The organism is Sporosarcina sp. GW1-11 (genome assembly GCF_033088395.1).
Taxonomy (GTDB): domain Bacteria; phylum Bacillota; class Bacilli; order Bacillales_A; family Planococcaceae; genus Sporosarcina.
Genome location: NZ_JAPMIW010000019.1, coordinates 1 through 24,956, shown reverse-complemented (window position 1 = coordinate 24,956; position 24,956 = coordinate 1). Strand labels below are relative to the sequence as shown.

Annotated in this window: 23 protein-coding genes; 21 read left to right on the top strand and 2 right to left on the bottom strand. The window is 44.6% G+C overall.

Annotated elements, in window-relative coordinates; all coding sequences use genetic code 11:
- The first annotated feature begins 238 nt into the window (after positions 1-238).
- Genes ORD22_RS11630 through ORD22_RS11575 form a run of 12 tightly spaced genes read left to right on the top strand, consistent with a single transcriptional unit; the run spans position 239 to position 13,193 of the window.
- Positions 239-3,913, top strand: a complete 3,675-nt coding sequence (locus tag ORD22_RS11630) for a nitrate reductase subunit alpha (protein WP_317646176.1) — start codon at positions 239-241, stop codon at positions 3,911-3,913.
- Entirely contained in the window at positions 3,903-5,513 is a 1,611-nt protein-coding gene (gene narH, locus ORD22_RS11625; RefSeq protein ID WP_317646175.1) for a nitrate reductase subunit beta, read from the top strand. The genes ORD22_RS11630 and narH overlap by 11 nt, the downstream gene beginning before the upstream one ends.
- Positions 5,506-6,075 (top strand): nitrate reductase molybdenum cofactor assembly chaperone, encoded by a 570-nt coding sequence (gene narJ, locus ORD22_RS11620; protein WP_317646174.1) that lies wholly within the window; start codon positions 5,506-5,508, stop codon positions 6,073-6,075. The genes narH and narJ overlap by 8 nt, the downstream gene beginning before the upstream one ends.
- Positions 6,068-6,766 carry a respiratory nitrate reductase subunit gamma gene (narI, locus tag ORD22_RS11615; RefSeq protein ID WP_317646172.1) on the top strand — a complete coding sequence of 233 codons (699 nt, stop codon included), beginning with the start codon at positions 6,068-6,070 and terminating at the stop codon, positions 6,764-6,766. The genes narJ and narI overlap by 8 nt, the downstream gene beginning before the upstream one ends.
- Positions 6,767-6,795: 29 nt before the next feature.
- The gene (locus ORD22_RS11610; RefSeq protein ID WP_317646171.1) at positions 6,796-7,275 is read left to right on the top strand and encodes a GAF domain-containing protein; all 480 of its coding nucleotides are present in this window, start codon (positions 6,796-6,798) and stop codon (positions 7,273-7,275) included.
- Positions 7,256-8,338 carry a sensor histidine kinase gene (locus ORD22_RS11605; protein WP_317646170.1) on the top strand — a complete coding sequence of 361 codons (1,083 nt, stop codon included), beginning with the start codon at positions 7,256-7,258 and terminating at the stop codon, positions 8,336-8,338. The genes ORD22_RS11610 and ORD22_RS11605 overlap by 20 nt, the downstream gene beginning before the upstream one ends.
- The gene (locus ORD22_RS11600) at positions 8,319-8,969 is read left to right on the top strand and encodes a response regulator (RefSeq protein ID WP_317646169.1); all 651 of its coding nucleotides are present in this window, start codon (positions 8,319-8,321) and stop codon (positions 8,967-8,969) included. Before ORD22_RS11605 ends, ORD22_RS11600 begins: the two co-directional genes overlap by 20 nt.
- Before the next feature lie 18 nt (positions 8,970-8,987).
- Complete coding sequence (locus tag ORD22_RS11595) at positions 8,988-9,521, top strand: hemerythrin domain-containing protein (RefSeq protein WP_317646168.1); 534 nt, start codon at positions 8,988-8,990, stop codon at positions 9,519-9,521.
- A gap of 58 nt (positions 9,522-9,579) precedes the next feature.
- Entirely contained in the window at positions 9,580-11,094 is a 1,515-nt protein-coding gene (locus ORD22_RS11590) for an MFS transporter (protein ID WP_317646166.1), read from the top strand.
- A 42-nt stretch (positions 11,095-11,136) separates the two neighbouring features.
- Positions 11,137-12,156: a ThiF family adenylyltransferase gene (locus tag ORD22_RS11585; protein WP_317646165.1), complete on the top strand. Its 1,020-nt coding sequence runs from the start codon at positions 11,137-11,139 to the stop codon at positions 12,154-12,156.
- Positions 12,157-12,168: 12 nt separating this feature from the next.
- Complete coding sequence (locus ORD22_RS11580) at positions 12,169-12,690, top strand: MogA/MoaB family molybdenum cofactor biosynthesis protein (RefSeq protein WP_317646164.1); 522 nt, start codon at positions 12,169-12,171, stop codon at positions 12,688-12,690.
- A 20-nt stretch (positions 12,691-12,710) separates the two neighbouring features.
- Positions 12,711-13,193: a hypothetical protein gene (locus ORD22_RS11575; protein ID WP_317646163.1), complete on the top strand. Its 483-nt coding sequence runs from the start codon at positions 12,711-12,713 to the stop codon at positions 13,191-13,193.
- 63 nt (positions 13,194-13,256) lie between these two features.
- On the opposite strand, the gene moaC is transcribed toward ORD22_RS11575, so the two are convergent.
- Positions 13,257-13,748 (bottom strand): cyclic pyranopterin monophosphate synthase MoaC, encoded by a 492-nt coding sequence (gene moaC / locus ORD22_RS11570; protein WP_317646162.1) that lies wholly within the window; start codon positions 13,746-13,748, stop codon positions 13,257-13,259.
- A 60-nt stretch (positions 13,749-13,808) separates the two neighbouring features.
- Between moaC and ORD22_RS11565 the strand changes: the two genes are divergently transcribed.
- From ORD22_RS11565 to ORD22_RS11535, 7 genes are read left to right on the top strand one after another with little or no spacing between them, the layout of a single operon-like run.
- Entirely contained in the window at positions 13,809-15,065 is a 1,257-nt protein-coding gene (locus ORD22_RS11565) for a molybdopterin molybdotransferase MoeA (RefSeq protein WP_317646161.1), read from the top strand.
- Positions 15,062-15,532 carry a molybdopterin-guanine dinucleotide biosynthesis protein B gene (gene mobB / locus ORD22_RS11560; protein WP_317646160.1) on the top strand — a complete coding sequence of 157 codons (471 nt, stop codon included), beginning with the start codon at positions 15,062-15,064 and terminating at the stop codon, positions 15,530-15,532. The genes ORD22_RS11565 and mobB overlap by 4 nt, the downstream gene beginning before the upstream one ends.
- On the top strand, positions 15,529-15,975 hold the full coding sequence (locus tag ORD22_RS11555) for a molybdenum cofactor biosynthesis protein MoaE (protein WP_317646158.1): 447 nt from the start codon (positions 15,529-15,531) through the stop codon (positions 15,973-15,975). Before mobB ends, ORD22_RS11555 begins: the two co-directional genes overlap by 4 nt.
- Positions 15,972-16,205 (top strand): molybdopterin converting factor subunit 1, encoded by a 234-nt coding sequence (gene moaD, locus ORD22_RS11550; protein ID WP_099687999.1) that lies wholly within the window; start codon positions 15,972-15,974, stop codon positions 16,203-16,205. The genes ORD22_RS11555 and moaD overlap by 4 nt, the downstream gene beginning before the upstream one ends.
- Positions 16,202-16,774, top strand: a complete 573-nt coding sequence (gene mobA / locus ORD22_RS11545; RefSeq protein WP_317646156.1) for a molybdenum cofactor guanylyltransferase — start codon at positions 16,202-16,204, stop codon at positions 16,772-16,774. The genes moaD and mobA overlap by 4 nt, the downstream gene beginning before the upstream one ends.
- Before the next feature lie 4 nt (positions 16,775-16,778).
- The gene (gene moaA, locus ORD22_RS11540; RefSeq protein ID WP_317646154.1) at positions 16,779-17,789 is read left to right on the top strand and encodes a GTP 3',8-cyclase MoaA; all 1,011 of its coding nucleotides are present in this window, start codon (positions 16,779-16,781) and stop codon (positions 17,787-17,789) included.
- A 13-nt stretch (positions 17,790-17,802) separates the two neighbouring features.
- On the top strand, positions 17,803-18,765 hold the full coding sequence (locus ORD22_RS11535) for a 2-hydroxyacid dehydrogenase (protein ID WP_317646153.1): 963 nt from the start codon (positions 17,803-17,805) through the stop codon (positions 18,763-18,765).
- A gap of 242 nt (positions 18,766-19,007) precedes the next feature.
- Here ORD22_RS11535 and ORD22_RS11530 read toward each other — a convergent pair whose 3' ends face one another.
- Positions 19,008-19,883, bottom strand: coding sequence for a TetR/AcrR family transcriptional regulator (locus ORD22_RS11530; protein ID WP_317646152.1), 876 nt, complete (start codon positions 19,881-19,883; stop codon positions 19,008-19,010).
- A 176-nt stretch (positions 19,884-20,059) separates the two neighbouring features.
- Here ORD22_RS11530 and ORD22_RS11525 point away from each other — a divergent pair, with 176 nt between their 5' ends.
- Together ORD22_RS11525 and ORD22_RS11520 are read left to right on the top strand one after the other, a co-directional pair.
- The gene (locus ORD22_RS11525; protein ID WP_317646150.1) at positions 20,060-21,562 is read left to right on the top strand and encodes a DHA2 family efflux MFS transporter permease subunit; all 1,503 of its coding nucleotides are present in this window, start codon (positions 20,060-20,062) and stop codon (positions 21,560-21,562) included.
- Positions 21,563-21,643: 81 nt separating this feature from the next.
- Entirely contained in the window at positions 21,644-23,494 is a 1,851-nt protein-coding gene (locus ORD22_RS11520; protein WP_317646149.1) for a hypothetical protein, read from the top strand.
- The last annotated feature ends 1,462 nt before the right edge of the window (positions 23,495-24,956 follow it).

Below are 24,956 nucleotides of genomic sequence, written 5' to 3'. Positions count from 1 at the left end.
GAATAAGCGCATCGAATAAAGAGAATAGGGTTTTCCCCGATAGAAAGCTTGTGTGAAGAACGTATAATTAATGTATATAAACATATTTTACTAGAATCAGATGAAATCTTATGTGATACGATAAATTATTAGGGAATTCCCTATGTATAATTCAGATTATTACGTATGTTTTAGGGTACTTTGTTTAATATGTCCGTGTTCCTTGTTGCTACATTCTGAGAAGGAGTGGAATTGTTCGATGAAAAAAAGATTTGGATTAAATTATTTTAAACCTGTTGAAAGTTATTCGGGTAATTGGTCAGTGTTGGAAGAGAAAAGCCGCGATTGGGAAAATATGTACCGCCAGCGCTGGTCCCATGACAAAGTGGTGCGTACAACGCATGGCGTAAACTGTACGGGTTCATGTAGTTGGAAAGTGTTCGTAAAGAACGGCATCATCACATGGGAAAATCAGCAAATCGATTATCCTTCCTGCGGTCCCGATATGCCAGAATTTGAACCGCGCGGCTGTCCTCGTGGTGCATCGTTTTCTTGGTATGAATATAGCCCGTTGCGCGTGAAATATCCTTATATAAGAGGGAAGTTATGGCGCATGTGGAACGAAGCGCTGCAAGAAACGAAGGATCCTGTGAAGGCTTGGACAGCAATTGTAGAAGATCCTGACAAGACGAATGAATACAAGAAAGCCCGAGGAAAAGGTGGCCATGTTCGTATTCATTGGCGTGATGCTACGTTATTAATTGCAGCTCAACTCATTTACACAGTGCAGAAATACGGTCCAGACCGCATCGCAGGGTTTACGCCAATTCCGGCGATGTCGATGGTCAGTTATGCATCAGGTGCGCGATTGATTTCATTGCTTGGTGGAGAAATGTTGAGTTTCTACGACTGGTATGCGGATCTACCGCCATCCTCTCCACAAATTTGGGGCGAACAGACGGATGTCCCAGAGTCGAGTGACTGGTTTAATGCGGGATATATCATTATGTGGGGCTCCAACGTTCCATTGACTCGGACCCCGGACGCTCACTTCATGACAGAAGTTCGCTATAAAGGAACAAAAGTTGTTTCTGTCGCACCGGATTATGCGGAAAGTGTGACACATGCGGATGATTGGATCGCAGCGAATCCAGGAACGGACGCAGCGGTTGCACAAGCGATGACACACGTCATATTGGATGAATTTTATGAAAAACGAAAAGAGCCGACATTTTTAAACTACGCGAAACAATATACGGACATGCCGTTCTTGATTATGCTCGAACCGCATGAAGATTCCTATAAAGCCGGTCGTTTTCTACGTGCAAGTGATCTAGGACAACAATCAGAGCATGCAGAGTGGAAACCGGTACTATTTGATGAAGCGAAAGATGAAATTATTGTGCCGAACGGGACGATGGGACAGCGTTGGGAGCAAGATGCGAAATGGAATTTGCAACTTGAAAATGCAGATGGTACGCGTGTCGAGCCAGCATTGTCTGTTGAAAAGCACGGGGGCGAGTGGCAAGAAATTCATTTCCCTTATTTCGATAACCGAGGCAATGGAACATTCAAGCGTCCAATCCCAGCGATGAAAGTTCAGCTTGCGGATGGTACAGAGCGTTTGGTCGCTACGACGTATGATGTCATGTTGAGTCAATACGGTGTCAATCGGATCGACAGCGAGCTTGAAGCGACTGGCTATGATGATGTGACTTCTATATATACGCCAGCGTGGCAAGAAACGATCACGAACGTTAAACCGGAACTCGTGACGCAAATCGCGATGGAATTTGCGCAAAATGCAATTGATACGGGCGGTCGTTCAATGATTATTATGGGAGCAGGCATCAATCACTGGTTTAATAGTGACACGATTTACCGCGCCATCTTGAACTTAGTTACACTTACTGCTTCTCAAGGTGTCAACGGTGGCGGTTGGGCGCATTACGTGGGTCAAGAAAAATGTCGTCCAATTGAAGGGTGGAGTACGATTGCCTTCGCGAAAGACTGGCAAGGACCTCCGCGTTTACAAAATGCTACGTCATTCTTCTACTTTGCGACAGATCAGTGGAAGTATGAAGAAGCAGGCGCAGATACGTTGATGTCACCACTCGGAGGCGAAGCGAGATATCGACACCCAGCAGACTATAATGTACTCGCTGCACGACTGGGCTGGTTACCTTCGTATCCACAGTTCAATAAAAATAGTTTATTGCTTGTAGAAGAAGCGGCGAAACTTGGCAAGACCGCGACAAATGAAGTCGTTGAACATGTAGTAGATCAGCTGAAGTCGGGGGAGCTACAATTTGCGGCACAAGATCCAGGGGCACCAGAAAACTTCCCGCGTTCGCTATTTGTTTGGCGTTCGAACTTAATCTCGAGTTCTGCAAAAGGTCAAGAATACTTCATGAAACATCTACTCGGTGCATCGAGCGGTTTGTTGGCTACGCCGAATGAAGACATGAAACCTGAAGAAATGGTCTGGCGTGATGAAGTAGAAGGCAAGCTCGATTTGCTCGTAGCACTCGATTTCCGAATGACTGCAACGCCGTTGTACGCGGATCTCGTGTTACCAGCTGCTACATGGTATGAAAAGGTAGATTTATCATCTACGGATATGCACCCATTCGTTCACCCATTCAATCCAGCGGTCAATCCGCTGTGGGAATCTCGTTCCGATTGGGATATTTACCGCACGATCGCAGAAACATTCTCTGAGCTAGCGAAAACGCATTTGCCTGGTATTTATAAAGACTTAGTCACGTCACCGCTAGCGCATGATTCTATTCAAGAAATCGCGCAACCATTCGGTGAAGTACGTGATTGGAGTAAAGGGGAAATTGAAGCGATCCCAGGGAAGACGATGCCTGGTATGACGATTGTTGAACGTGATTACACGAAAGTTTACGATAAATACATTACGCTCGGACCTTTATTATCTACAGGCAAGACGGGGGCACACGGCGTCAACTTCTCTGTTGCTGAAGAGTACGAAATGATGAAGCGGATCAATGGAGTGTACGACGACGACACGGTGAAAAATGGCTTGCCGAAGTTATTCACAGCGAAACATGCAGCGGAAGCGATGTTAACATTATCTTCCGCAACGAACGGACGGGTATCGCAACGGGCATTTGAAGCGGCTGAACAGGACACGGGCGTTGAACTGAAAGACATTTCAGCAGACCGTGCAGCCGAGCGTTTCACCTTTGCTAATATTACAGCGCAACCGCGTGAAGTTATTCCGACACCTGTGTTTAGTGGATCCAATAAATTAGGGCGTCGCTACTCACCGTTTACAACGAATATCGAACGACTCGTACCATTTAGAACATTGACAGGAAGACAGCACTTCTACGTTGATCACGAATTTTTCCTTGGATTTGGCGAAGCGCTACCTATTTATAAACCAACACTTCCACCTTTCGTCTTCGCAGATCGCGACGCTGAAATCGTAGGTGGACAAGATGCGCTCGTTTTACGCTACTTAACACCGCATGGCAAGTGGAATATTCACTCCACGTATCAAGACAATCAGCATATGTTGACGTTATTCCGTGGTGGTCCGACGGTTTGGCTATCGAATTTGGATGCAGAAGAGCATGGAATCGATGACAACGACTGGCTTGAAGTTTACAACCGTAACGGTGTCGTTAATGCACGTGCCGTCGTCAGTCACCGGATGCCTAAAGGGACGATGTTTATGTACCACGCACAAGATAAGCATATTCAAATGCCGGGCTCGGAAATTACTGAGCAACGCGGAGGAAGTCATAATGCACCAACGCGGATTCACATGAAGCCGACTCAAATGGTAGGCGGCTATGCACAGCTTAGTTATGGATTCAACTACTACGGACCGATTGGTAACCAGCGTGATGTCTACGTCGCGGTTCGTAAGATGAAGGAGGTCAACTGGCTTGAAAATTAAAGCGCAAGTTGCAATGGTGATGAACTTAGACAAGTGTATCGGTTGTCATACGTGTAGTGTGACATGTAAAACGACATGGACGAATCGTGAAGGTGCCGAATATATGTGGTTCAATAACGTCGAAACGAAACCAGGTATTGGTTATCCAAAACGATGGGAAGACCAGGAACTCTATAAGGGTGGCTGGCACTTACGCAAAGGAAAGCTAGAACTGAAATCCGGTTCCAAGCTTTCCAAAATCGCACTAGGTAAAATCTTCTACAACCCGGATATGCCGGAAATGAAAGATTACTACGAGCCGTGGACGTATGATTATGAAAAACTTACATCTGCCCCAGACCAGAAGCATACGCCAGTCGCGCGTGCAAAATCAGTCATCACAGGAGAATATATAGATCCTGAATGGGGTCCGAACTGGGAAGATCAGTTAGCGGGTGCGCATATTACGGGCCCGACTGATCCGAACATCGAGAAAATTGAAGAAGAAATCAAATTCAACTTCGAGCAAGCGTTCATGATGTATTTACCGAGACTGTGTGAACATTGCTTGAATCCGAGCTGTGTAGCTTCATGTCCTTCAGGCGCAATTTATAAGCGCGATGAAGACGGGATCGTATTAGTGGACCAAGAAGCTTGCCGTGGTTGGCGTTACTGTATGACAGGTTGTCCATATAAGAAAGTCTACTTTAACTGGAAAACGAATAAAGCAGAAAAATGTACATTCTGCTTCCCGCGTGTGGAGTCAGGCTTGCCGACAGTTTGTTCTGAAACATGTACAGGACGTATCCGTTATTTAGGCGTTTTATTATATGATGCAGATCGCGTACAAGAAGCGGCTTCAACACCGGATCCGAAAGATTTATATCAAGCACAACTAGACTTGTTCTTAGATCCGAACGATCCAGAAATCATTGAGCAAGCACTACAAGACGGTATTTCGGAAGATTGGATCCAAGCAGCACAAAACTCACCGGTCTATAAATTAGCCATTGAATATAAGCTAGCATTCCCGTTACACCCAGAGTATCGTACATTACCTATGGTTTGGTATGTACCGCCACTTAGCCCGATCATGAATTACTTTGAAGGGAAAGACTCCATTAAAAATCCGGATATGATTTTCCCTGCGATTGAGGAAATGCGTATACCGCTTCAGTACTTGGCGAATATGCTAACAGCAGGAGATGTTGAAACGGTGAAAGGGGGCTTGCAACGTATGGCGATGATGCGTTCGTACATGCGTGCCGTATCTTCCGGCAAGGAATTTGATGAAACGAAGCTCGAACGTGTCGGATTGACCGCGAAACAGACGAAGCAAATGTATCGACTGCTTGCGATTGCGAAGTATGAAGATCGCTTTGTTATTCCAACATCCCGTAAAGAAGAACAGATGAACGTCTATCGTTCGCAAGGTTCTGCAGGATATGACGGAATGGGTACGTACGGTGAACAAGCGCCGGCTCAAAACCCATATTCGTATTCTGTAATGGGTTCGGATGGAGGTTGTGATGGTTGTGGACCTGCTTCACCAGGAGCACCTGTAAAAACGGGTAAGGAAATTTACGAAGAGAATTTCTATGGAGGGATCTGGCGTGATTAATCTTGATCTCTTATATGAAAAGAAAACGATTTTCGGCTTTTTCTCCAACCAGCTCAATTATCCTGAAAAACTAACATTTCATCCGTCCGTTTGGGATGAATTCGTGACGAGTGATGCGGCGGGGTATGAAGATATGCGGACCTACTGGGAGCAAATGCAGACGTATAGTTTGGACGAACTTCAAGAGATGTACACGTCCACATTTGACTTCCAGAAAGACGCAACACTGTTCATGACCTATGTGAAATTCGAAGACTCTAAAGAGCGCGGTCAAATGCTCGCTCGATTGAAAGTGTTGTATGAAATGTTCGGCCTGAACATGCCGGATAGTGAACTGTCTGACTTACTTCCATTAATGTGCGAGTTTATCTACGCAGCCGAATGGAAGGGGGACCCGCGGGCGCAGCAAAGCTTTTCTATGCTGCTCGCGGTCATTGAAGACGGAAGTTACTTTTTAATGAAAGCATTAGAAAAGTATGAGAGCCCTTATTTCTATTTGATACGGGCACTGCGTGAAACATGTAAATCGTGTATTCAACGGGAGGTTTCTGCTAATGACTAGTCAATTCCTGTGGGTCATTTTTCCTTACATCTGTATGGCAGTTTTTATAGTAGGACATATTTTCCGCTATAAAAATGACCAGTTCAGCTGGACTGCAAAATCAAGTGAATTTATTGAGAAGAAACAACTGATGATAGGTAGTTTACTGTTTCATATCGGAATTTTCCCCGTCATTTTAGGGCATGTGGTGGGGCTTGGAGTTCCGAAAGAATGGACACGTGCGATAGGTATCAGTGATCATATGTACCATATAGGTGCGGTCTGGGGCGGAGGGTTTTTCGGTGTGATGACGCTTGTCGGGATGATCATTTTGACCTCTCGCCGGTATACGAAGGCGAATGTCCGAAAGCTTTCTTCTACTTCTGATTTGATCGTTAATACGTTTTTGCTGTTCATTGTATTTATCGGTGTCTACAGTTCGCTAATTACAAATACGATGACACCAGGTTTTGATTACCGCGAGACGATTTCGGTTTGGTTTAGATCATTACTCATATTCCGACCGGAAGCAGCGTACATGGCGGCTGTTCCCATTGCGTTCAAATTGCATATTTTAACTGGATTTTTCATTTTTGCGATGTGGCCTTTTACGCGCTTGGTGCACGTTTGGAGTGTGCCGTTGAATTATGCGGGGAGAAGCTATATCTTATATAGAAAACATCAACCGAACAAACAGCATACCCCACGTTAAGCGAACGATGAAAATAGGAGATTACGTCAATGACTGGACACCAGAATTTTAATTTCCAATTAGCTATAGATCAATTAAAAGAAATACTTGAAGCGGATTTCATCGGATTGGCGCTAGTGGATTTGAGTAAATATTATCATGAATTAAAATGGCGCTATGTCGCTGGAAACATCAGTTTGCGCTATCGGAAAATTGTGCTTAGTTCAGGCAAAGGCGTAGCAGGCTTAGTGTTCAAAACAGGGAAACCGTTTCGAGTAGAAGATGCGGATGAACGAATAGATCATCTAGACCTTTATAATTATCCGATTATCGTCTTTGAAAAGCTCAAAAGTTTCGGAGCCATTCCTTTATTTAAAGATGATCACGTCCACGGTGTGCTACTCGTTGGCTACCGTGAATCGAATAAAATGACGGTGGAAAAGTTTGAACAGTTTAAGGCGACAATCGGCTCGAAGTTTGGGCCGTTTCATCATAAGGAGCGATTGAAAGATGATGTTATCGAGCAGTGACAACGTACCGGAGTTATTACAGAAGCTTTACAATCGTACAACGGAAGCCATGTTCTTTTTTGGTGCTGAAGGTCAAATTCTTTCAATGAATGAAGCTGCTAAACAAATTATTGAACCTGAAATTTATCAGAAAATGCTGCAAGGAGAAGCTGATTCAATCTGTTTTACGTGTCGTGGCTATACGAGTGAAGATGAACAGATGACGTGTGTCTCTTGTTTTATGGCTAACCCTATGCAAACGTTGACATCTTTCCAACTATACTTAGAAACGAAAGATTTAGGCGTCTTGCCGTATAGTGCAACGTATCAAGTGATTGACGAACAACAACAGATTTCCGTGTTGATGCTACGGAATTTGACGCGCCAGACGCAAACGCAAGAAGTGCTCAATCAAAAGTTACGTGTTAAGCAAGTGATTCAAGCACAAGAGAATGAGCGCAAACGGATTTCGAGAGAATTGCATGATAGTGTGGCGCAAGAGATGCTTAGTTCATTAGTCGATTTGCGCGTGTTGAAATATATGAATGTGGATGAAGAAGTGCTGGAAAAGTTACGCCAGACAGAAGGTTCGCTCATGCGGTTACTCGATGACATTCGCTATTTGTCCGTCGAGCTTCGTCCGGCTGTGTTGGATGACTTCGGGTTAGAAGCAGCGTTCCGAACGCATATTAAAGGACTAGAAAAGAACTTTGGATTGATAGTTAACTTTTATTCCGAGTTGAAAAGCAATCGCTATGAAGGTGAAATAGAGACGGTTGTTTATCGGATTGGGCAAGAAGCGATTTTGAATGCGATGAAATATGCAGAAGTAGAAGAAGTATTTCTCCGTTTAAAAGAAGTGCAAGGGAATTTGTGTTTAGAAGTTATGGACGAAGGAATTGGTTTTAACGTCAATGACTTTACGCCGGAAGGTACAGGTCTTGGATTGTTCGGAATGCGTGAACGTGTCGAATTAGTAGGCGGAAACTTAACGATCACATCTAGCGCACATGAAGGAACAAAAGTCCAAGTCGAAATTCCGGTCAAGAAGGAGAGGGCAACGAGTGAAAATCATAATAGCTGATGATCATGCAGTCGTCCGTACAGGATTTATGCATATTTTGAATTTCCAATCCGATATGGAAGTCGTTGCAACGGCTGCAGATGGATTGGAAGCATATGAATTAGTTGCCAAACATAGACCGGACATTATTTTGCTCGATTTGAGCATGCCGCCCGGTCAAAGTGGTTTAATTGCAACAGGTAAAATACATGAGGATTTCCCTGAAACGAAAATAGTGATTCTAACGATGTACGATGATGAAGAGTATATGTTCCATGTATTAAAAAATGGAGCATCGGGCTATATTTTGAAAAATGCACCGGACGAAGAACTATTAAGTGCGCTGCGCCAAGTTTATGATGGCGGCACTTACGTACATCCTTCTATGGCGACATCGCTCGTGCGGGAGTTTGTGCAAAAAGGTTCTAAACCAATAGAAGAAGATGATCCGTTCAAGATTTTATCAAAACGGGAAATTGAAATCTTGCCGCTTGTTGCTAAAGGGTATGGTAATAAGGAAATTGCGGAAATGTTATATATTTCCGTGAAGACAGTAGAGGCGCATAAGGCGAAACTGATGGATAAACTCCATCTGAAAAGTCGTCCAGAATTAGTAGAATATGCGTTGCGAAAGAAGTTTTTAAACTTCTAATGAAGGAGGTGGAGGAAGATGGTCAACCAACGCTTCACGCATACACTGCCAGCTTTACGTGTACTAGAAAATGAACATCGTTTCTTAACACATGAAATGAATCAATGGCATGCGATTGTTTTGGATTTTGAAAACGAACGCTTTTCCCGTGAGGAAGGCTTGGTTGCGCTTCAGCAATTACGTAAGCTCGTCATAGAATTCATTGATCCACTCAAAAATCATACGGAAAAAGAAGAGAAATTCTTATTTCCTATGCTAGCTAAGTATGTAGGAAACGATCAAGGGCCTGTTCAAGCGGTGCAAGAAGAGCATGATGAAATTGATGCATTTATTGGGCATTTCCTTCACCATACGAGAGGAGATTTGTCTCAGTTTACACTTCAGATGATGCAAGATGTGGTGAAAGACGCAGGCGAAGCGTTTGAGGTCATGATGATTCATTTCATTAAAGAAGAAAATGTCATCTTTCCAATGGTGTTATCTGTTTTGCGAGCAAATGAACAAGATGAGCTGTTTGAACAACTGTATACATCTATTTTGCCAGAGTCGTAAGAGAAGCAGAGAGTCATTTGGGTAGTTTCGTAACTAACTTTAGATTGGATGGATTCCTATGACACAAAAGATCCAGTTGCCGTTACAGACGGCAAATCTAGTTGTCGGTTTCATGGTATGGGTGCTCATTTCATCTTTGCTACCATTTATTAGCGAAGATATTAGTATACCGCCTGAACGCGTGGCCATCATTACAGCGATTCCCGTAGTACTCGGTTCCGTTTTGCGTATACCGCTTGGTTATTATGCCAATGTGTATGGTGCGCGTGTCATGTTTTTTATTAGTTTCATCGTATTACTATTTCCTGTCTACTACATAAGTGAAACATCAACAGTGACGGGATTATTGATTGGCGGTACGTTGCTAGGTGTGGGCGGCGCGGTTTTTTCTGTCGGTGTTACATCGTTGCCGAAGTATTATCCTAAAGAAAAGCACGGTTTAGTCAATGGGATTTATGGTATGGGGAATATTGGAACAGCGATTACGACGTTTTCTGCCCCTGTACTAGCGATGAAATTCGGCTGGGCTCTGACGGTTAAAATGTACTTGGTTTTATTGCTAGTGTTCATCGCATTGAATTTCTTCTTTGGTGATCGTAAGGAAGTAAAAGTAAAAGCGCCACTTGTCGAACAGATTAAAGGTGTTTATAAAAATGAGAAGCTGTGGTTTTTCTCGTTATTTTATTTCATCACGTTTGGTTCGTTCGTAGCGTTCACAGTGTTCTTACCAAGTTTCCTCGTCAATTATTTCGGACTTGATAAAGTAGACGCCGGTCTTCGGACAGCAGGGTTCATCGTAGTAGCGACGTTATTACGTCCATTCGGTGGCTGGTTAGGGGATAAATTCCAACCGTTATTTTTGTTGATGGGTTGTTTTGCTGGATTAACCGTAGCATCTATCGTTCTCGCATTTTCTCCTGATATTGCGCTCTATACAGTGGGGAGTATTATGATTGCGGCAGCTGCCGGAATTGGGAACGGTGTCATTTTTAAATTAGTGCCGTTATACTTTAGTAAACAAGCAGGAACGGTCAACGGGATTGTATCGATGATGGGCGGTTTGGGTGGATTTTTCCCTCCTTTATTGCTGGCAACGATCTTCTCCATGACAGGTTCTTATTCCATTGGCTTTATGGCATTCTCTCAAGTTTCACTCGCAAGTTTAGTATTGATTATTTGGTTGTATTATATGGATCGTGCCAGTCTATCGAAGGAAGTATTTGATTCGACGAGACAAGGGATTCTCGTAACCAATCGAACAGGCGTTATTGTGTCAGTCAATCCAGCGTTTACGCAGCTGACGGGCTATAGTGAAAAGGAAGTACTCGGTAAGAGTCCGAATATATTAAGTTCCGGACGGCATGATCGAGCGTACTATGATACGATGTGGCGTGAGATTGAAGAACATGGTGTGTGGCAAGGTGAGATTTGGAATAAGAAGAAAAACGGTGAAGAGTATTTAGAGTTTTTATCTATTAGTGCTGTAAAAGATGGGACGGGTGACGTCGTTCGTTACGTTGGATCATTTAGCGATATTAGTCCCGAAACAGCAGAAGGCAATCAGTTACTATAACTGATTGCCTCGCTTGCTGTTAGATGAAAGGATGCGGGTGAAGTGGAGAATCGTTATTCAAGACAGACATTATTTCGACCGATCGGGAATGCAGGACAGCAATCTTTAGCGGAGTCGCATGCCGTTATTATCGGTTGTGGAGCGCTTGGTTCCTCCATTTCGGAGACGCTTGTTCGTGCAGGCATTGGCAAGGTGACGCTTGCGGATCGTGATTATGTAGAAGCCTCTAATTTGCAGAGACAGCAATTATTTACGGAAACAGATGCACGAAATAGTCTACCGAAAGTGGTGGCAGCTGAGCGTAGATTACGTGATATTCGTGAAGATGTGGACATTCGAACCGTTCTGGATCATGTGGATGGTCCGTTACTTGCGGAAATTGCTAAAACGGCGGATATACTGCTTGATGCGACGGATAATTTTGAGACGCGGTTGCTGATCAATGATGTTGCTTGGTCGCTAGATATTCCATGGATTTATGGGGCAGTTGTCGGCAGTTCAGGCAGCGTGTTTCCTTTCATTCCAGGCAAGACCGCTTGCTTCCGTTGTCTCCTACCGGTCCTTCCATCTGTTAATGAAACATGTGATACGGTAGGAGTGATTGCACCTGCTGTTCAAATTTCCGCTGCGCATCAAAGTGCGGAAGCGTTGAAATGGCTGACAGGAAATAGGTCTGCTATGCGTACAAAGCTTCTGCATTTTGATGTGTGGAATAATACATCTGTAGAAGCGGGAATTAGTCGACTGCAAGATCCGAATTGTGAAACATGTGGAAATCATCCGACGTACCCTGCGTTGCATCAGTCTTCAGGCACGCAATTCGCGGTGCTTTGTGGTCGTGATACGGTGCAGATTATACCTGATGAGGGACGGGAGTTGTCCTTGAGTGACGGTGTGCAAGTAGCGAAGCGATTGAAAATGGAGTACCGCGAGACCCCATTTTTCGTTGAGTTTCAAGCGGAAGGCTATCGCTGTATTTTATTTGGAAATGGACGGTTATTAATACATGGTCTGAAAGATATGCGAATGGGTAGGAAAATGTATCATTCATTATTTGGTTAAGGGGTGTAGCGAATGGAAGAGGCACATTTACCGCAGCAAGCGCGTAAGAAATCTGTGACGGTTGCGGTATTGACGATTAGTGATACACGAACGAAAGCAGATGATAAAAGTGGAAAAATCATTTGTGAAAAGTTGGCGGAAGCTGGGCATCATGTGAAGCATTATGAAATTTGTCCAGATGAAGCTACGCGAATTACACAACAGTTGTCTGCGTGGCGGTTGGATGCAGCAGTTCAAGCGATGATTTTCACGGGTGGTACAGGCATTGGCGCGCGTGATATTACGGTTGAGACGGTTGCACCTCATTTTACAAAGCCGCTAGATGGTTTTGGTGAGTTGTTTCGTTTCTTAAGCTATACCGAAGATGTGGGGTCAAAAGCGTTATTAAGTCGCGCGACCGCGGGGGCGATTGGCGAGCAAGTGGTATTTTTATTGCCTGGGTCTTCAAAAGCAGTGACGCTTGCGATGGATAAGTTGATTGTACCGGAGTTACCACATATTGTGCATGAGCTAACGAAACATTTGGAAGGGTAATTTGTTAGTGATGAGTTTGGTTGGTAGTCTATGAGTGGTGGAGTGGGTTCTATGAGCGCAAGGCCGGTGTCTATGATCGGTGGAGTGGGTTCTATGAGCGCGTGGCCAGTGTCTATGAGTGGTGGAGTGAGTTCTATGATCGCGTGTCTGGTGTCTATGATCGTAGGAGCGTGTTCTATGAGCGCGAGGCCAGTGTCTATGATCGGTGGAGTGAGTTCTATGAGCGCAAGGCCGGTTTCTATGATCGGTGGAGTGGTTTCTATGATCGTGAGGCCGGTGTCTATGATCGGTGGAGCGAGTTCTATGAGCGCGAGGCCAGTGTCTATGAGCGGTTGAGCGTGTTCTATGATCGCGTGGCCGGTTTCTATGATCGTAGGAGCGGTTTCTATGATCGCGTGGCGGGGTTCTATGATCGGTTGAGCGTGTTCTATGATCGCGAGGGCGGTGTCTATGATCGGTTGAGCGGTTTCTATGATCGCGTGGCCAGTGTCTATGATCGGTAGAGTGGGTTCTATGATCGCAAACCCCCATTCTATGAGCGCAACCAATAAAAAAACGCGCGACGATTAGTCTGCGCGTGTGTAGTCTCCATTTTTTCCACCTGTTTTATTTTGCAACATCGTGGATCCGATGATCAGCTCTTTGCCGGCTGCTTTACACATATCGTAAATCGTCAGTGCGGCTACGGAAGCGGCGGTGAGGGCTTCCATTTCAACGCCTGTGACACCTTTTGTTTTAACTGTAGCTTCTATAAGTACTTCGTAATGCTTCGTCACTTCGTCGATTTTCCAATCAAATCGGACATCTACACCTGTTAGTGGTAACGGATGGCACATCGGAATAATTGTGGATGTATTTTTAGCAGCCATAATGGCAGCGACTTGGGCGACTGCGAAGACGTCACCTTTTTTATTCGTACCATGCGTGATTTGCTCATAGATGGATTGGTTGACAATAATAGATGACGTAGCGATTGCCGTGCGTAGGGTGATTTCTTTACTAGAAACATCGACCATTTTAGCGCGACCCTGTTCGTTAAAGTGAGTGAGTTCGGACATGTTTTTCATCCTTTCGATTCATTGTACTCGTAAGTATAACAAAAGAAAGAGGAGATGTACGTGGTAGAAATTCGTAAGCCTATCCAAGTGGCGGAAGCAGTAGAACGCGTGATGTCACATGTGCAACCATTGAAGACGGAAATTTTAGATTTAGAACATACATATGGCCGCGTGTTGGCGGAGCCGATCGTGGCGAAACATGATGTGCCACCGTTTGATCGTTCGCCGTATGATGGCTTCGCGATTCGTGCAATAGATTCTGCGGGCGCATCAGGAGAAGAGCGTAAGTCGTTTAACGTAGTAGGTGAAATTGGAGCGGGGCATGTAGCGCATCGACCGATTGAACAAGGAGAGTCATTCCGAATTATGACGGGTGCTCTCATTCCCGAACAAGCGGATGCGGTTGTAATGCTTGAGCAAACGGTGGAAAATGACATAGGATTTACATTGCGCAAACCGTTTGAACCGGGAGAAAATATCTCACGGCAAGGCGAAGATGCAAAACAAGGAGAGCAATTGATTGAAGCAGGCACGCTCATTCATCCGGGAACGATTGCTTTGCTGGCGACGTTTGGTTATTCGCAAGTGCGTGTCGCGAAGAAGCCAGTTGCAGGTGTGTTGTCTACGGGTACAGAGTTGCTTGATGTGGCGGATGAATTGGTGCCGGGTAAGATTCGTAATTCAAACGGACCGATGATTCATGCGCAATTAACGCGGATGGGGATTGAATCGAAGTCGTATGGCATGATGGAAGATAATTTGGATAGTTGTACGGAAATTGTGGAATGTGCGCTCCGAGAGACGGATGTACTTATTACAACGGGCGGTGTATCTGTAGGTGATTTTGATTATTTACCAGCTATTTACGAACGTTTAGGCGCGAAAGTATTGTTCAATAAAGTAGCGATGCGTCCAGGGAGTGTGACGACGGTTGCGGTGTTAGGCGATAAATTGTTGTTTGGTTTATCGGGTAATCCTTCTGCATGTTTTACGGGTTTTGAATTGTTTGCGCGCCCAGCAATCTTAGCGATGATGGGCTGTACAACGCCTTATATGCCGAGGATTCAAGCGATACTTGGTGAAGATTTCAAGAAAGCCAATCCGTTCACTCGTTTTATTCGTGCGAGCTGGGAAATGACGTCGCAAGGAATTGTCGCAACGCCTGCTGGTTTCAATAAATCAAGTGCCGTGTCATCAATTGCACGGGGGAATTGTATTATTGTCTTGCCGAGTGGAACGCGGGGCTTTGAAAAAGGAATGGTAGTAGATGTCTTGTTGTTAGGTATGGAACAAGGTGTGGAGCGTTGGGAACTATGAAAACGCTACATATCGTCGGCTATAAAAACAGCGGCAAAACGACATTGATTGCGCATTGGATTACGGTGTTGCAACGTTTAGGGTTGGAAGTCGCTGTGCTGAAACATCATGGACATGGTGGCGCACCGGATCTGCCCCCAGCTGAGACTGACACGGTACAATTTCTGGCGGCTGGAGCCATCTCAACCGTAGTGGCAGGGGGTGGTATGCTACAATTGATGCAACAAAAAGAACCTTCATTCCAAAAACTAAAAGCACTGGCTGCTTCAAGTAGTCCAGATGTGTTATTGATAGAAGGATATAAACAAGAAGTTGGCGAAAAAGTGGTGCTTCTTCGTAATGAAGAGGATCGGGTAACGCTCAAGTCGCTACAAGGCGTCATCAAAATAGCGGATACACATGCACTTTTTTCGGATAGTACGTTACTCGACAATTGGTTACAGCAGTGGATGGAGGAAGCGCAATGAAGCGATTTGAAATAGTAGACACACCTATTAATCCGCAGGCGTATAGCGATCTCGTATTGCATCCTGCAGCTGGTGCGGTGACGGTCTTTACAGGGCATGTACGCGAATGGACACATGGTGTGCGCACGTTGTATCTAGCATATGAAGCGTATATTCCGATGGCGGAGAAGAAATTGGCTGAAATTGGTGCGGAGATGGAAGAGAAATGGCCAGGCGTCCAAGTGGCGATAGCGCACCGAATTGGCGAATTGAAGATATCAGATATTGCAGTTGTGATCGCAGTTTCTTCTCCTCACCGGAAAGAAGCGTATGAAGCGAATGAATATGCGATTGAGCGCATTAAAGAAATCGTGCCCATTTGGAAGAAAGAAATTTGGGAAGATGGCGAACAATGGATCGGTGCACAAAAGAAATATCCGGAGAAAGGGAGCGGGTCACAATGATTACAGTTCATTACTTTGCGAGGTTGCGGGAGTTAACGGGTAAAGGAGAGGAATCTTTGGATCGTGCTTCATTAACGGTAGAAGAATTGCTCGACTGGGCTGAAGAAACGTATCCTGGCTTTGGTAAAGAGACGATTCACGTGGCGGTCAATGAAGAGTATGCACGTAAAGAAGACGTCATTCAATCGGGTGATGTTTGCGCCTTCATTCCACCAGTGAGTGGCGGATGAAGCAGACGGTCGGTATTCTACTTGCGGGTGGACAGTCTAGACGATTTGGTGAACCAAAAGCGTTTGCGAAGTATGAAGGTCAGCCGTTTTATCGCTATTCGGTAGAGGCATTGCGACCGTTTTGCGAGGAAATTATAGTAGTTACTCGTCCTGAATTCGTTGAGCGGTTTCCGCGTGATCTTCACGTAACGACAGATAGTGACCTGTTTGCTGGAATGGGTCCGTTAGCAGGTATTTTATCTGCCATGGAACTTGTGGATGCAGAGCGTTATATCGTGTTGCCATGTGATATGCCCTTCATGGAACATGATGTCATAGCGAATTTATTAGCTAGGCATCAAGGAGATGTGACGGGAGTAACGGTTGAAGGCAAGCTACATCCCCTCGTATCGATTTGGCGGGGGACGGTGAAGCCAACGATTCGTCAAGCGTTGCTAGAAAATAACCGGCGCGTCATGCATGTACAAGCGCTACATCAAGTGGAGTGGATAGAAGGTAATTTATTGACCAATCAACCAGAGCTTGCGTTTAAAAATGTCAATACACCATGTGAACTAGAAAGGAGATGAAGGAATGGATGCCATCGTTGATCAACTGGGCCGACCGATTCGGGATTTACGGATTTCTGTAACGGATCGCTGTAATTTTCGCTGTACGTACTGCATGCCGAAAGAGATTTTTGGTGATGACTTTATGTTTTTGGCGAAAAATAAGTTACTGTCATTCGAAGAGCTCGAACGTCTGGCTAGGATATTTGCTAAGCTAGGTGTGAAAAAACTTCGGTTAACTGGTGGAGAACCGTTGATGCGACGGGACTTACCTGAGTTGATCCAGAAGCTACACAGCATCGAAGGAATTGAAGACATCGGATTGACGACGAATGCAGTACTGCTTGGCCAATATGCGCAACCACTGTATGATGCGGGGTTGCGACGTTTGAACATTAGTTTAGATGCACTCGACGCAGAACTGTTTGGTCAGATCAATGGCCGTGGCATTTCACCTGATCTCGTTCTAAAAAACATTAAAAAAGCGCAGGACATTGGCTTTACGATAAAAGTGAATATGGTCGTACAAAAAGGTGTCAATGAAAGTGAAATTCTTCCAATGGCGACGTATTTCAAGGATCTAGGGATTACATTGCGCTATATCGAGTTCATGGATGTCGGCAATGATAACGGCTGGAGTTTTAAGAAAGTAGTCACTAAGAAAGAAATGTATACGATGCTGTCTGAAGTATATGCTATGGAACCAGTGGAAGAGGACTACTACGGAGAAGTCGCAAAACGTTATCGCTACAAGGATAGTGACGCTGAAGTAGGGTTTATTACATCCGTTTCAGAATCGTTTTGTTCCACATGCACGCGTTCTCGTTTATCTTCTGAAGGTAAGTTATATACTTGTTTATTCGCTTCGGAAGGCTTTGATATTCGTGAATTAATTCGATCAGATAAGTCAGATGAAGAGTTGTTTGAAGAAATCGCAGCTGTTTGGAGAGGGCGGACAGATCGCTATTCCGATGAACGAACGGAGCAGACTGTAAAGAACCGTAAGAAAATTGATATGAATTATATTGGTGGCTGAAGGGGTGAGCAGTGTGAAACCGACGTTATATATTTGCCGGGAGATGCCGGAAGAAATAGTAGCACCGCTTCGTGAACTGTATGAAGTGGATATGTGGCAATCAACGACTGTTGCTGTTCCGCGAGACGTATTGCTAGAAAAATGTGCAACTGCGACCGCGTTATGGACAGTCATTTCAGATCAAATAGACGACGAAGTGTTACAAGTGGCTTCGAAATTGAAAATCATCGTCAATATGGCGGTTGGTTATAATAATATTGACGTAGAAGCGGCACGAACACGAGGGATCATCGTGACAAATACTCCGGATGTACTAACGGAAACAACGGCAGATTTGGCTTTCGCTTTATTGATGGCAACTGCGCGTGATCTGATCGGGGCAGAAAATGCATTGCGTGAAGGAAGATGGACGTCCTGGGAGCCGCTTGGTTTTACGGGAGTGGATATTTACGGGTCGACATTAGGTATTGTCGGTATGGGACGAATTGGTGAAGCAGTTATGCGCCGTGCGAAAGGGTTTGGCATGGACGTACTCTATCATAATCGCAGCAGGAAGCATGGAGTGGAAGATATGTATGGTTGTACGTATGCAGAACTTGAGGAGTTGCTTGCCTCATCTGACTTTGTCTTAATCCTGGTACCGTATAGTGCTGAAACAAAAGGCTTGATTGGCAAAGATGAGCTGGAGCGAATGAAAGAGACTGCCATTCTGATCAACGTGGCGCGTGGCGGTATCGTAGACGAAAATGCGTTATTTGACGCGTTGCGCACGAAGAAAATCCATGCAGCGGGCTTGGACGTTTTCGAAACTGAACCTGTGCCACTCGATCATCCGTTACTGACGCTACCGAATATCACGGTGCTTCCACATATCGGAAGTGCCACCGTCAAAACAAGGCTAGCAATGATGGGCCTCAACCAAAAAGCGCTATTGGCCTTTGCGAAAGGCGAGGAGCCGAATCATCAAGTGACTTAATGGATATAAAGGAACGCGACTCTGGGGTTAGACTCAGAGGCGCGTTTTTTGATTGTCGACGAATTAAGTGGTCTGGGATTTTCTCTACGTGATTACCAAGCTTCAGAATGACAGATCCTGACCTTTTACGTTCAAATGCAAAAGCTGAGTAGTAAGTTGATGTTTCTACTTACTATTTTTAGAAAAATACACTAGTGAAACGCAGAGTAACGGTATCCTTCCCATTACCCCTCATTCCTCCGCTATTCCGTCTTATGAATAAACGACCAAACTGCGGCAGATAGTTCGACTGCTTGCAATTGAAAATCAGAACCTTCGAACGCTTGGCGGAACGAGCGGACGACAGACTCGAGCATATAGTTGCGGGGACTAGTAGACGAAAGTTCTTCTACTAAAAACTGACCGTACTGTTTGCCGATACTTTTAGGTAACCCATCAACAAATGCCTGCATCTTCTCAACTAATACATCCTGTGTCACTGGATACATCTCTGCGCCCGTCAGGATCCTTTCTACAATGTCTTGCGATAAAAAGCATGTATTCTGCTGAATAATATCGGGTACGATGACTTCCATTCGCTGCATCATGAAGTTCACTAACTGTTTCGTATCCAGTGGCTCCACGGTTGAACTTTTCCAGATGCCTAATGAATGTTGGATAAAGCCAAACATCATCGACGCGCAATCGAACGCATAGACTTTTATTTCATTGCCGTAGATGTCCACCAATCGCTTAGCAATCCATGCAAGCTCGCGATAATGCATCTGTTTTAAGAACTCCCGCAATTCCTCATCCGATGAATGTACAACGGTTTCAAAAAGGGGCAACAGATTTTGTTCGCGATTCATTGAAAGGCGGATATGGATCTGTTCAGAAAGTACTTGTGGATCGCTAAGGTCTTTGCCGATTGCCAGTTCGTTGCGATGCAAGAACGATAGATAATAAGCGTCACGCAAGATTGCCATCAAGCACTCATTTTTGGATGAAAAGTAGTTATAAAATGTTCCCTTTGAAATATGTGCTTCATTCAAGATGTCTTGAATAGAAGTTGCTTGAAAGCCATTTTCGATAAATAACTGTTTTGCGGTTTGTAATACAAGTTTCTTCCGATCGTTCATTCGCTATCACCTGAGTTTTTAAATTTTATTTATACCGTGGGTCTATCTAGTATACTAACTCGTAAATGTTGTCATATCAACCGTTTTTGATGATTGAGTTTTTTAAGTTGAAATAATTGGACTGTAGGTATAAAATGAAATCTATTGTAATTTATAAGTACACACAGGAGGATACTATGGAAGAATCGGTAGATATTAAGAAAATGCATGAAAACCCTCCTTATGGGGTCATTGCGATATTATTCATTGGGGCCTTTGTTGCCATTCTAAACAACACATTACTCAATATTGCACTGCCGGTCATCATGGAAGAGTTCGCGATTCGTCCGTCGGATGTTCAATGGCTGACGACTGGATACATGCTCGTCAACGGGATTTTGATTCCTGCTAGTGCATTTTTCATTCAAAAGTTTACGAATAAAAAGATCTTCTTAACAGCGATGATCTTGTTTTCATTAGGTACATTCTTAGCAATTATTGCTCCAACGTTTTATCTATTAATTGTATCCCGCATGATTCAAGCGTGTGGATCTGCATTGATGATGCCGTTGCTGATGAATGTTATGTTAACAGCGTTCCCGATTGAAAAACGTGGGACAGCGCTTGGGATGTTTGGTTTAGTTATGTTCACTGCACCTGCTATTGGGCCGACATTGTCTGGTTGGGTAGTTGAGCATTATTCATGGCGTATGCTGTTTGTAATTGTCTTGCCAATTGCTTTATTAACAATTGTCCTTGCTATTTTCAAACTGAAAAATATCACACCGAATCGCGATGTGAAATTAGATTTTTTGTCACTTGTGCTATCTAGTATTGGGTTTGGTGGGCTATTGTATGGCTTCAGTTCTGCTGGTGAAAAGGGCTGGGGAGCGACAGAAGTATACGGCACAATTGCTATCGGTACGGTAGCGCTTATTATTTTCGTAGTGAAGCAGTTGAATATGAAAGAACCGATGCTCGATTTCAAAATTTATAAGCATCCGATGTTCACGTTAGCATCCGCTATTTCGATTGTACTATCTATTGCGATGTTCTCGGGAATGATTTTAACGCCGCTGTACGTTCAAAGTGTTCGTGGTATTTCACCGCTCCATGCAGGGATTTTGTTGTTACCGGGTGCGGTTGTTATGGGGCTTATGTCACCAATCACTGGTAGACTATTCGATAAATATGGTCCGCGCGTGCTGGTTTACACCGGGTTGACCATATCTGTTGTGTCAACCTATTATCTGAGCCGTTTGGAAATGGATACGGGTTATTATTATTTGATGATGATTTATACGATCCGGATGTTCGGTTTATCAATGGTTACGATGCCGATCATGACGAATGGGATGAATTCATTGCCGATGAAATCCAATCCTCATGGTACTGCGATGAACAATACATTGCAACAAGTGTCCGGTGCAATTGGTACTGCGCTCTTGCTGACAATCATGACGAATCGTTTAGAAAAGTCAGCTGCCGAGCAAGCGAATGAATTGACTGCTGCAGGAGTCGATATATCGTCGATGACAGAAGAAATCAAGCGTATGGCGATGCTTGATGGTGTCAATCATGCATTCTTCGTCTCCACGCTCATTACAGTAGGTGCGCTAGTACTTTCCTTGTTTATTAAACGGGTCGTGCCACCGTCATTTACTCCTGTAACAGAAGAGATGAAAAAGGCTAAAAGCTGAAAATGAACAGTTCTGTGTGCCTCTAGGCATGCGGAGCTTCTTTTTTTTGTGTTATAGTAAAAAGAAAAGGTTGTGTTCGATGTGATGGGGAATTATGAGAAATGCCCATGCGGAAGTGGGGAAATTGTGCTGGAATGCTGTGGGAAAACGAGCGAGCCAGGCACGAATCAAATTCAAATAGAACTGAAAAGTGTACTGAACAGTTATTATGAAACGTCATTGGCACCTGCAGAATTGCAAGCATTGGAAGCGTTATTGATGGACTGGCGCGGACGTCTAGGTGACTGGATGGAGGAAGAAGAGCTAGTAACGAATGTTAGTGATTATTACTTCTTCATTGTCCGAAAAGATTTGTGGCGCCGTCATCTTGTAAAAGCGTTGAATCGTACGCAAAATAAAGCGGTACGCAATATACTAAAAAGCTGGCAAAATTCATTCATTACATTTGCTGAAGTCGTTTCGACGGATGAGCGAGTGTACCATATGAAAGAAATTCTTGGTGAAGGCGAGTATTTATTAGGGAAAGAGCCAGGTGAGCCGGCTGATGTAAAGGCTGTGCTTGCGATTATGCTAGAGGAATTTCGCAATGATGAACGTCATGTCATGCCGATTTCTGCAATAGCTGTCAATGAACATATGAGTAAAGAGTTAGTTTCGCAAGTACAGAAACTTGCAGAATCAGCTGATGAAAACAATAGTTTTGACTTCTTCAAAAATCACCTCGTGGACATCTATGAATTTATTTGTAAATTAGATGCACAGACGTTGACCGATATTGTGGAACAAAACTTTACGCCACTTCAACGTGAAGTCGTTGAAATAGTGGATGCGAAATTAGAAAGTGAAGACATGTATCCAGGCGCTTATGAAATGTTGCTTTCATTATTGGCATATTACTTTACAGATCAACAGCCGAAGTTCCGTAAGCCAGAAGTGTTGGCGGCTGCAGCTTTCCAATTAGCTGTGGATCTGGACATGATGCCAAATACGTATACGCAAACGGAAGTTGGTAAGATGTTTGATGTGTCGGTGTCTTCTTATAGAAAGCATACCGATGCGTTGAAAGCTAAGATTGGTGATTTAGAACAAATGATGAATGAAGGCAATTCAGGTATTGCGTATTATGTTGGAACGGATCCACGTCCAACGGAGCAAACGAATTGGCAAGTGCATATGCTGTCGAAGAAAAATAATTTCGAGACACTAGAAGAAGCACAAGCATTCATTCAGCAAGCGATTAAAAAACCATTTGAGCCGGAAAATCAGCAACAAGAAGCGCAGATGCTTTGTTATATGGCGTACAATGCGGAGACTGTTGAGCAACGTCATGACTTTGCTCAGCAAGCGTTTGGTGCGGATTCGACGAATGTGGACGCGCTGTTGTTACAAGCAGAATTTACAGAGGCGTCAGAAGAAAAGGAAAAGCTGTTCAAGCAAGCGATTTTCTCTGGGGAAAAGCAGTTTGACGATCAAGCGGAAGATGCTTGGGCTTTCGCACCGAATCGCCCGTATTTACGTAGTTTATTGAGCTATGGTGTGTGGCTGTATAGTAACAAGCGTTATGCGGAGTCGAGTGAATTGTTCCTACGTTTATTGACGTTAGATCTCCATGATCATCAAGGTGTTCGTTATTTGACGATTGCGTCGTTGATTAATCAAGATGAGATTGAACAGGCCGAGCAGGTGCATAAGGCGTGTGCAGAGATTTCTCAAGAGGATGCGGCGTATCATTATTTGGCGTGGTTGATTGAGATGGACAAGACGCAAGGGGAATCTGAGCGCAGTGCGGAGTTTTTCAAGAAGGCAGAACGGTTGAATCCGTATGTGGGTGCGTTGATTCATGCGGCTGCAGAGAAGGTTCCTTTTCCGAAGAGTGCTTCGGTTAAGCCGGGGACTCCGGAAGAGGCGCATTATATTTGGTTTATGATGTAAGTTGCGCTAACCATCACGGCTGGTCGTTTATTCGACTGGTTGTGATGGTTTTTTGTTGTGTAGGGTCGTTGCTCGATTTTTTTATGTTACTGAAATTAGTACAGATCAGCCTTCGATCACCGCTTCGGCACGTGGGGGATTGCCTCCCGCCATGAGCCAACAAGCGAAGAGCGCGCTAGCTGTCTCCTGGCTTCGGCCGACCCCGCAGTTGTGCCTTCGTTGGTGAGTACAGTGAAGATTTGTAAGCTTTGGTACGGGGGGAGCCCATTTTGTGTTGGATCGTAGCTCGACTTATTTTCGATACTTAAGTTAGTAAAGGTCTGTTTCCTATCACCGCTGCGGCACGTGGGGGATTGCCTCCCACAAAGAGCCAACTAGCAAAAGGCGCTAGCTGTCTCTTTGCTTCGGCTGACCCCGCAGTTGTGCCTACGCTAATAAGTATAGTGTAGTGTTGGTAGTCTTTGAAACTTACTGAATTTCACTTATTGACATCAATGTACTTGCTAACTACTACTACTTAAAAACGAAGGCGCCTACCGCCAGCGCCGAAGTGAATTCAGTGACGAATTACATTTCTACATATAGAAGCGGATTGATGTGTCTTGGACTTACTACTCGTTTGTAATGTGTCGTTGCTCGACTTTTTTACGCTACAGAAGTTAGTACAGATCAGCTTCCTATCACCGCTTCGGCACGTGGGGGATTGCCTCCCACAAAGAGCCAACTAGCAAAAGGCGCTAGCTGTCTCTTTGTTTCGGCCGACCCCGCAGTTGTGCCTGCGCTAGTATGTACAGTGTAGTTTTAGTGGGCTTTGGTACTTACCGAATTAAACCTTTCAACTTCAATGTACTATGCTATTTATTTTCCTAACTGAACGTAGGCGCCTTACAAGCGGCAGGCGGAGCGATGAGACAGAGAGGTGCACTTCCTTTCTGGCTCATTGCGGGAGCCATCCGCCAGCGCCGAAGTGGGTTCAGTGACGAATTACATTTCTACATATAGAAGCGGATTGATGTGTCTGGGACTTACTACTAGTTAGTAATGTGTCGTCGCTCGACTTTTTTATGTTACTGAAGTTAGTAAAGATCAGCTTCCTATCAACGCTTCGGCACGTGGGGGATTGCCTCCCGCCATGAGCCAACTAGCAAAGAACGCTAGCTGTCTCATGGCTTCGGCTGACCCCGCAGTTGTGCCTTCGCTAGTGTGTACAGTGTAGTTTTAGTAGGCTTTGGTACGGGGTGAACCCATTTTGTGTTGGATCGTGGCTCGACTTATTTTCGATACTGAAGTTAGTAAAGGTCGGTTTCCTATCATCGCTTCGGCACGTGGGGGATTGCCTCCCGCCATGAGCCAACAAGCGAAAGGCGCGCTAGTTGTCTCATGGCTTCGGCCGACCCCGCAGTTGTGCCTACGCTAGTATGTACAGTGTAGTTTTAGTGGGCTTTGGCACTTACCGAATGAA